The sequence below is a fragment of the Aquabacterium sp. genome (assembly GCF_021768455.1).
GTDB lineage: Bacteria > Pseudomonadota > Gammaproteobacteria > Burkholderiales > Burkholderiaceae_C > Aquabacterium.
Genome location: NZ_JAIZVX010000186.1, coordinates 1 through 6,728 on the forward strand (window position 1 = coordinate 1; position 6,728 = coordinate 6,728).

Annotated in this window: 6 protein-coding genes; 4 read left to right on the forward strand and 2 right to left on the reverse strand. The window is 69.0% G+C overall.

Annotated features, from left to right (window positions below; translation table 11 throughout):
• The first annotated feature begins 8 nt into the window (after nt 1-8).
• Nucleotides 9-425, forward strand: coding sequence for an SET domain-containing protein-lysine N-methyltransferase (locus QZ994_RS17805; protein WP_290874848.1), 417 nt, complete (start codon nt 9-11; stop codon nt 423-425).
• A gap of 65 nt (nt 426-490) precedes the next feature.
• Here QZ994_RS17805 and QZ994_RS17810 read toward each other — a convergent pair whose 3' ends face one another.
• Nucleotides 491-703 carry a hypothetical protein gene (locus tag QZ994_RS17810; protein WP_290874833.1) on the reverse strand — a complete coding sequence of 71 codons (213 nt, stop codon included), beginning with the start codon at nt 701-703 and terminating at the stop codon, nt 491-493.
• 927 nt (nt 704-1,630) lie between these two features.
• On the opposite strand from QZ994_RS17810, the gene priA reads away from it, so the two are divergent.
• The gene (gene priA, locus QZ994_RS17815; protein WP_290874836.1) at nt 1,631-3,829 is read left to right on the forward strand and encodes a primosomal protein N'; all 2,199 of its coding nucleotides are present in this window, start codon (nt 1,631-1,633) and stop codon (nt 3,827-3,829) included.
• 29 nt (nt 3,830-3,858) lie between these two features.
• Here the strand turns inward: priA and QZ994_RS17820 are convergent, their stop codons facing one another.
• Nucleotides 3,859-4,686 carry an HDOD domain-containing protein gene (locus tag QZ994_RS17820; protein ID WP_290874839.1) on the reverse strand — a complete coding sequence of 276 codons (828 nt, stop codon included), beginning with the start codon at nt 4,684-4,686 and terminating at the stop codon, nt 3,859-3,861.
• A 122-nt stretch (nt 4,687-4,808) separates the two neighbouring features.
• On the opposite strand from QZ994_RS17820, the gene QZ994_RS17825 reads away from it, so the two are divergent.
• On the forward strand, nt 4,809-5,684 hold the full coding sequence (locus QZ994_RS17825) for a hypothetical protein (RefSeq protein WP_290874842.1): 876 nt from the start codon (nt 4,809-4,811) through the stop codon (nt 5,682-5,684).
• A 24-nt stretch (nt 5,685-5,708) separates the two neighbouring features.
• On the forward strand, nt 5,709-6,644 hold the full coding sequence (locus QZ994_RS17830) for an alpha/beta hydrolase (protein WP_290874845.1): 936 nt from the start codon (nt 5,709-5,711) through the stop codon (nt 6,642-6,644).
• Nucleotides 6,645-6,728 lie beyond the last annotated feature (84 nt).

Sequence of the window (6,728 nt, forward strand, 5' to 3'; positions counted from 1 at the left end):
TGAACGACATCACGCAGAAGTTCGCCGTGACCGTGGGCCCCAGCGCCATCGATGGCCAGGGCGCCTTCGCGGCCGAGCCCATCCCCGCGCGCCGCAAGATCGGCGAGGTGCGTGGCGAGTTCGTCAGCCTGGCCGAGGCCCGACGCCGGGCCCGCGAGGCCGAGCGGCGCACCGGGCGCATCTTCATGGTCGCGGTCTCCGACCAGCGTGCCGTGGACGCCAGCGCCTCGACCGACCCCCTGCGCTTCGCCAACCACGCCTGCGAGCCCAACGCCCAGCTCAAGGTGCAGCAGGGCCGGGTCGCGCTCTACGCCCTGCACGACATTGCCCCGGGCGAAGAAATCACCGTGCGCTACGGGCCCACCCACCACGGTGGCCGCCTGCGCTGCCAGTGCGGGGCGGCGCGCTGCATCGGCACGCTCTGATCGCGCTGCGCCCAGCAAAAAGCCTCCCGTAGGAGGCTTTGGTCAGTGCGCGAGGCGCGGGGCGATCAGCCCAGGGCAGCGAGGTCTTCGTTGACCTTGGCCAGCAGCTCTTCGGTGATCAGGCCACCGGAGAACTTGGCGACCATCGACAGGGCAAAGCCCTTGCCCATGGCGATCTGCGGGTGGCTGGAGATGCCCGGCAGGTGCTTTTCCAGGATGGCCTTGGTGGTGTCGTTGTCCAGCAGGTCGCCGAGTTTGGATTCGATCGAGAAGCTCATGTCGGTGTCTCTCTACACAGATGGGTTGGATCGGTTCGCACGGCATCCCGCCAGGGGCGCGGTGTGCCGGTGTGCAGCGCTCAGCATACCTGCTTCAAACGGGTGTTTGGGTGTGATGCGGGTTTTCCCCGGGGAGGGCTTCCGGCCTGTGCACAAGTGGCTGGCGTAGCACAAAACCGAGGCCGAATCGGTGCAGGAAGCGCCCTATTTTCATGGTAGGCGGCCCCACTTATCCCCATCCAGGGGCGAGCGAGGTGGACAAGTTGACCACACATGACAGCCTGCGTGGAAATCACGGGCATGTGTGCCAAGTGCTTGATTCATAACAAATAAACGCCTGTGCCCCAAGATGCGGCAGAGCCGGGGAAACCCTGAGCTGACAAGCAGTTAGCGCCGGTGTGCAGCGGTTTCCCACAAAGTTATCCACAGAAAGCGTGGGCAAGTTCTGGCGACCAAGAATCAAGCACTTAGCAGCATCTTGTGCAGTGCAACTTGCGCTCATTTGCCCAACCCCCCTGATTCGGCGTCCGTTAAACCCAGCCTCAATTTCTGTTTAGTCGGATCGCGCCACGGGTGCTCGCCAATCGTGCAATTTGTCACGCCTCGCTGACAAGCCGTGTCAGGCTTTGAGCAACTAGGGAATACCCTTGATTGCCAAAGTGGGGCGCTCAGTTATCCCCACTGTGGCGCGAGCGTGTGCACAGCAAGGGTGCAAAGCCTGCAGGGCGGTATCATGTGCGCACTTACGCGCTAAGTTGTTGATTCATAACAGATCGTCTCGCATGCCACTTCTTGAGGCAAAGTGAGTGAAACCACGGTCTGACAAGCAGTTAGCGCGCGTTTGCAAGGCTTTCCCACAAAGTTATCCACAGGTCCCGTGGACAAGGACGGAGGCCTGCAGAATCAAGCACTTGCCACCACATCCTCATGCCATTGTCAGAAATCGGGAGACAAGCGCCCCCTGGTGAGCCCGGTGCGGCGCCCAGGGCGACGTGTCGCGTGCCCGTGGTGGTCGAAGCCCCCCAGCACAGTGGCCTCACCGGCCCGCTGGACTACCTGGGCGAGCAGGCCTGGCCGCCCGGCACCCTGGTGCGCGTGCCCCTGGGCAAGCGGGTGGTCACGGGTGTGGTCTGGTCTGCGCCAGCAGGAGGCGACGACGAGGTCGCGTTCGACCTGGGCCGCCTCAAACCCCTCACCGAGGTGCTGACCGGTCTGCCTCCCCTGCCCGCAGCCTGGCGCCAGCTCGTGGCCTTCGCCGCCACCTATTACCAGCGCAGCCTGGGCGAAATGGCCCTGATGGTGCTGCCGCCCGAGCTGCGCCAGCTCGATGCCGAACAGTGGGCCCGTCGCCTCAAGCGCCTGGACAAGGCCGTGGCAGGCTCAAGTGCTGAGCTTGCAGCCCTTGCTGCCCATGCGGGCGATGAAACCGTGGCGGCCGGGGCTGTCGGCCCCGAGGCCCTGCCCACCCTCACTGCACAACAGGCCGATGCCCTGACCGAACTGGCCACGCCGGGCCCCAAGCCCTACCTGCTGTGGGGCAGCACCGGCAGCGGCAAGACCGAGGTCTACCTGCGCCAGGCCCAGCGCACGCTGGATGCCGGCCGCCAGGTGCTGATGATGGTGCCCGAGATCAACCTCACGCCCCAGCTGGAAGCCCGGGTGGCGCGGCGCTTTGCGGGCCGCCAGATCGTGTCCCTGCACAGCGGGCTCACGCCGGCCCAGCGCCTGCGCAACTGGTTGATGGCGCACTACGGCCATGCCGACATCGTCCTGGGCACGCGCCTGTCGGTGTTCACGCCGCTGCCGCGCCTGGGCCTGATCGTGGTCGACGAAGAGCACGACCCCAGCTACAAGCAGCAGGACGGTGCCCGCTACTCGGCCCGCGACCTGGCCGTCTACCGCGCCCACCTTGAAAAGGTGCCGGTCATCCTGGGCTCGGCCACGCCCAGCCTGGAGAGCTGGTTCAATGCCCTGCCGCCGGCCGAGGGCGGCACCGGCCGCTATGTGCGCCTGGCCATGCCGGCCCGGGTGGGCGACGGCATCATGCCCACGGTGCGGGTGCTGGACCAGTCGAAGGCCCCGAAAGGCGTGGCGGGGCGCGAGCCGCCGCCGCTGGCGCGCGAGCTGCTGGAGGCCATCACCCAGCGGGTCGAGCGTGGTGAGCAAAGCCTGGTGCTGCTCAACCGCCGGGGCTATGCGCCCGTGCTGCATTGCAGCGACTGTGGCTGGAAAAGCGGCTGCCCGCACTGCAGTGCCTGGCGTGTCTTCCACAAGGTCGACCGCAGCCTGCGCTGTCACCACTGTGGCTTCACCGAACGCGTGCCGCGTGCCTGCCCCGACTGCGGCAACACCGACATCGCGCCCGTGGGCCGGGGCACCGAGCGCCTGGAAGAGCAGCTGGCCGAGGTGCTGCCTGGGGCACGCGTGGGCCGCATCGATGCCGACGTGACCCGGCACAAAGGCGCGCTGGAGGCGCAGCTGGCCAGCGTGCACGCGGGCGAGGTCGATGTGCTGGTGGGCACGCAGATGGTGGCCAAGGGGCACGATTTCCGGCGCATCACCCTGGTGGCGGCCGTGAACCCCGATGCCGCCCTGTTCGCCAGCGACTTCCGCGCGGCCGAGCGCCAGTTCGCGCTGCTGCTGCAGGCCGCGGGCCGGGCCGGGCGCGATGCCGGCGTGGCCGGTCACAGCGAGATGTGGGTGCAGACCTGGCACCCGACGCATGCCCTCTACCAGGCGCTGCGCCGCTACGACTACGCAGACTTTGCGCGCCAGCAGTTGAAGGAGCGCGAGATGGCCGGTCTGCCGCCTTACGCCAGCCTGGCCATGTTGCGGGCCGAGGGCAAGACGCAGGAGGCGGCCCAGGCCTTTCTGGTCGAGGCGGTGCAGGCGGTGCAGCACCTGGCCGACGAACTGGGGGGCATCACGCTCTACCCGGCGGTGCCCACGCCCATCCAGCGGGTGGCCAATGTGGAGCGGGCACAGCTGATGATCGAGTCACGCCAGCGCGTGGCCTTGCAGCGTCTCCTGGGTGCCGCCCAGCCGCTGTGGCTGGCCCTGGCGCCGCAACACCGCCGCAGCGGCTTGATCCGCTGGGCGGTGGACGTCGATCCGCTGTCGATCTGAAGGCGCCGGGCAGGTGCCCGGGGCAGGCCTCAGCCCAGCATGGCTTCCAGGCCTTCGGCCAGTTCGCTCAAGGGGGGCATGTCGCTCAGGAAGGCATCCGCGTTGAGGCCCAGCTTCTGCAGCACGGCCACGGGCACGGTGGAGGCCATTTCTTCGGGCGTCAGGCCGTTGTGCTCGGCACGGGCGCGCCAGGCCGAGAGGTGCAGCACGGCCGAGGCCGGGTCGAAGGGCTCGTGGCCCAGCGGGTCGGGGAAGTGCTTGATGGCCTCGGCAAAGGCGATCGGGAAGCGCCACTGGCGGGCCAGCTCCGCGCCCACATCGGCGAAGGTGTAGCCGAAGGAGGTGCGTTCCATGTCGAGACGACGGGCGTCCATGGGCGAGGCCAGCTTGTCCAGCTGCAGCATCTGTTCGGGCATGCCGGCGTGCATCACCAGCTCGCCGATGCTGTGCATCAGGCCCACGGTGAAGGCCTGGTCGCCGTTGATGCCGGCCTTCTTGGCCAGCCAGCCGGCCACGGCGGCCGTGTGCAGGCTGTAGCGCCAGAAGCGGCCCAGGTCCATGCCGGGCATGGATTTGTAGCCGCCGGTCAGACCAGAGCTGATCACCAGGGTGCGCACGGTGACGAAGCCCAGCATCGCCAGCGCTTCGTTGACTGTGCCGATGCTGCGCGACACGTGGTAGTAGGCCGAGTTGGCCAGGCGCAGCAGGCGGGCCGAGAGCACGGGGTCGGCCGCCAGCTTCTTGGCGATCTCATCGATGGAGATGTCATCGCTGTTGAAGCTGTCGATCAGCTCGTGCACGATCTTGGGGACGGCCGGCAGGGCCTGGGGTTGTTTGAACAGGGCTTCGAGCTGCATGTTTGCCAGCCTCCATCTCGAGGTTCACTTGGGTGGGCTGCCTGAGACCGCATCGGCTGACGGGGCTTTGTGGCAGATTGGACGTTTATCGACCCCGCGGGGCCATGACTTGAGGATCGCGCATGTGGAATTTTCCAAGCGGTGGAATAAGGTGTGCCGCCGCCGTCACTTGTGCGCTTTGCACGCTTTCTCCGCTCTGGCCCCTGGGGGCGCAGGCCCAGGCCCTGCCGCAGCGCAACCTGCTGGTCGAGTGGCGGGTGGGTGAACAGGGGCAGCGCAGCGAGCAGACGCTGGGCGTGGTCACCGCCGGCCGCCGCGGCACGCCCGAAACACGGCGCCTGCCTGCCCCGGTGCCCGGCGGCTACGTGGTCAGCACCCAGAGTGGGCACAGCCAGACCACGGTGATCGGCATGGGCGGCAGCGTGGCCCAGACCGAGGGCGAGTCCCGCAGCGTGCAGCAGATCATGGTGTTCAACGGCGGGCAGGCGCGCCTGTTCCTGGGCAGCAGCCAGCCTTACACGGTGTGGCAGTGGGCCTGGGGGGCGGGGCAGTCGAGCAGCCAGTCCTCCTCGCTGCAAAGCCCGCAGGGGGCGGGCACGTCTGGTGCAGGGGGCACCGGCGCGGCCACCAGCACGGCCACCAGCACCCGCAGCAGTCAGCAAGGCGTGCAGGCCTGGGCCCAGACGGCCTGGCTGGACCTGGGGCAGGGCCTGACGGTTCGGCCCCGCTGGCCGGGTGGCCAGGCCCTGGTGCGGGTCGAGCTGGAGGCGCGTTCGCGCCAGGCAGGCAATGCCGCCGGACGCTACGGGGCCATGGCGCCCGACGGGCAGGTCATGCAGACCGAGGTGGCCACCACCCTGGCCGTGCCGCTGGGGCAGTGGGTGGTGGTGGCGCGCAGCGGTGGCCAAGGTCAGCGCAGTGAAACTGGTACGCTGTCGACCCGCTCGCTCGACGAGGCCGACAGCCGCCTGCTGGAGATCCGCGTCAGCCTGCCCTGAGCCCACCCTCGCCTCACGTCCCTCATGCCTGCTGCCACCTTCACCGCCCTGACCCAGGCCCTGCTCGACAACGTGCAGCGCGCCGGCTTCCCACCCCTGCACACCTTGCCGGTGGACGCCGCCCGCATGGCCTACCGGGCCGGTGTGGGGGCCACCGAACTGCCTCACGCCCCCGTGCCACGCGCCGAGCGCTTCGAAATTCCGGGCCCGGCGGGTCGGATTCCCGCACGCCTGTGGGCGCCTTCGCACGATCCGGCCCTGCCGGTGCTGCTCTACCTGCATGGGGGTGGCTTTGTGATCGGCAGCACCGACACCTGCGAATCCATGTGCCGCCAGCTGGCCCTGCAGGCCGAGGCCGCCGTGGTGGCCATCGACTACCGCCTGGCGCCCGAGCACCGCTTTCCTGCGGGCCTGGACGACAGCTTTGCCGCCCTGCAATGGCTGGCCGAGCACGGCGCCACCCTGGGCCTGGACACCCGCCGCATCGCCGTGGGTGGCGACAGCGCCGGGGGCACCCTGGCCGCCAGCACCGCCTTGCTGGCCCGCGACGCAGGCATCCCCCTGGCCCTGCAGGCGCTGTTCTACCCCTCGGTGCAGACGCGTGCGGCCACGGCGTCCTTCAGGGCCTTTTCGCGCAACACCCTGCTGAGCGCCGAGCTGATGGGCTGGTTCGATGCCCAGTCGCAGGGCCAGGCCCGCGAGCCCTGGCACCGCGAGCCCCTGCACGCGCCCGGGCACAGCGGCGTGGCACCGGCCTGGATCGGTCTGGCCGAATGCGACCCCCTGGCCGACGACGGCCGCCTCTACGCCGAGCGCCTGCGCGCCGCCGGGGTGCCCGTGACCGAGCGCGTCTGGCCCGGCGTGCTGCACGACTTCATCAACATGGGGCGTTTCCTGCCCGAAGCCGCCCAGGCCCATGCCGAACTGGCCCAGGCCCTGCGCCGCGCCTTCGGCGTCTGAGCCTGCTTGCGACACATCCCGTTCTGAACGCGACATCCGGGGCGCCTCGGCGCCCTTCTCCGGGCTGACCCGCGCCCTGGTGGC